This window comes from Kribbella sp. NPDC048837 (genome assembly GCF_055586945.1).
In genome coordinates this window covers 1-1,303 of sequence record NZ_JBVJHF010000032.1, presented here as the reverse complement: position 1 = coordinate 1,303, position 1,303 = coordinate 1, and the positions used below count along the sequence as shown (strand labels likewise).

The window sequence follows — 1,303 nt, the reverse complement described above, 5'->3', positions numbered from 1 at the left end:
CCTGGGCTGTGTCAAGGATTGTGGACAGTTGCGGGGGTGTTGGTTAGGCGGCTGTTGTGGGTTGTTGGTGGTGGGTGAGGGCTTCGTGCGGGGTGTGGTAGCCGAGGGTGGAGTGGAGTCTTTGGCGGTTGTAGAAGACTTCGATGTATTCGGCGACCGCGGTTCGGGCGTCGGCCTGGGTGGGCCAGGTGTGGCGGTGGTAGAGGTCGTTCTTCAGGGCGGCGAAGAAGGACTCGGCGGGGGCGTTGTCCCAGCAGACGCCGGTGCGGCCGAGGCTGGTGCGGATGTGGTGGGCGTGGCAGAACCGCACGTACTGGCTGGAGGTGTATTGGCAGCCACGGTCGGAGTGGAAGAGCGCGCCATGTTGGACGCGGCCGGCGTGGATGGCCATTTGGAGCGCGTCGACGACCAGCGGGGTGCGGGTGTGGTCGGCCAGTTGCCAGCCGATGACCATGCGGGTGGCCAGGTCGATCACGGTGGCCAGGTACAGCCAGCCCTGCCCGGTGCGCAGGTAGGTGATGTCGCCGACCAGCCGCTCGCCTGGTGCACAGCTGGCTGGGGCGAAGTCGCGCAGCAGCAGGTCGGGTGAGTTGACTGGTTGCTCGCCGGCGATGGTGGTGCGTCGGTAGCCGCGCGGCTGGACGGCCTTCAGGCCGAGTTCGCGCATCAGGTCTGCGACCAGCCCGACACTGCACTCGACGCCCTCGCGGTTGAGCTGGGCGGTGACGCGGCGGCACCCGAAGGTCTGCCGGGCGGTGTCGAACACCCGCCGCACCTGGGCGGCCAGTGCGCGGCGCCGCGCGGCGGTCGCGGTTGGGGTCGTGGCCCGGGCGCGCCAGGCGTAGTACGACGAGCGCGGCACGGCCAGCACCGTGCACATCCACGCGACCGCGAAGTTCGCCTTCTCCGCCTCGATCAGCGCGCATCGCACTCCTACTGCGAGGTCTTGGCGAAGAAGGCCGCGGCTTTTTTCAGGAACTCGTTCTCCAGCCGCAACCGGCGTACCTCCGCCTCGAGCTCCTCCTCCCGCGAACCCGCCCGGCCCGGCACACCACTCGGCGCCTGCCCTCGGGGAAACGGCTCACCACGACCCAGATGGGCGCGCTGGTAGTCGTTCACCCACCTGTTCAGCGTCTTCCGCTCGATCCCCAGATCCCGTGCCACATCGCTGATCGGTCGGCCCGACTCGATCACCATCTGCACCGCCTCAGCCTTGAACTGCGCACTGAACCGGCGACGCTTCTCAGCCATGAACAAATCCTCTCAACCAAGAGCACCTGTCCAACAACCTTGGTACACCCCA

Annotated in this window: 1 protein-coding gene; it reads right to left on the bottom strand. The window is 67.7% G+C overall.

The window, feature by feature from the left end:
- Positions 1-43: 43 nt before the first annotated feature.
- A protein-coding gene (locus tag ACZ6O0_RS44455) for an IS3 family transposase (protein ID WP_465771179.1) occupies positions 44-1,251 on the bottom strand; the annotation gives its coding sequence in 2 pieces (ribosomal slippage) (positions 44-966 and positions 966-1,251; 1,209 coding nt in all).
- Positions 1,252-1,303: the final 52 nt, after the last annotated feature.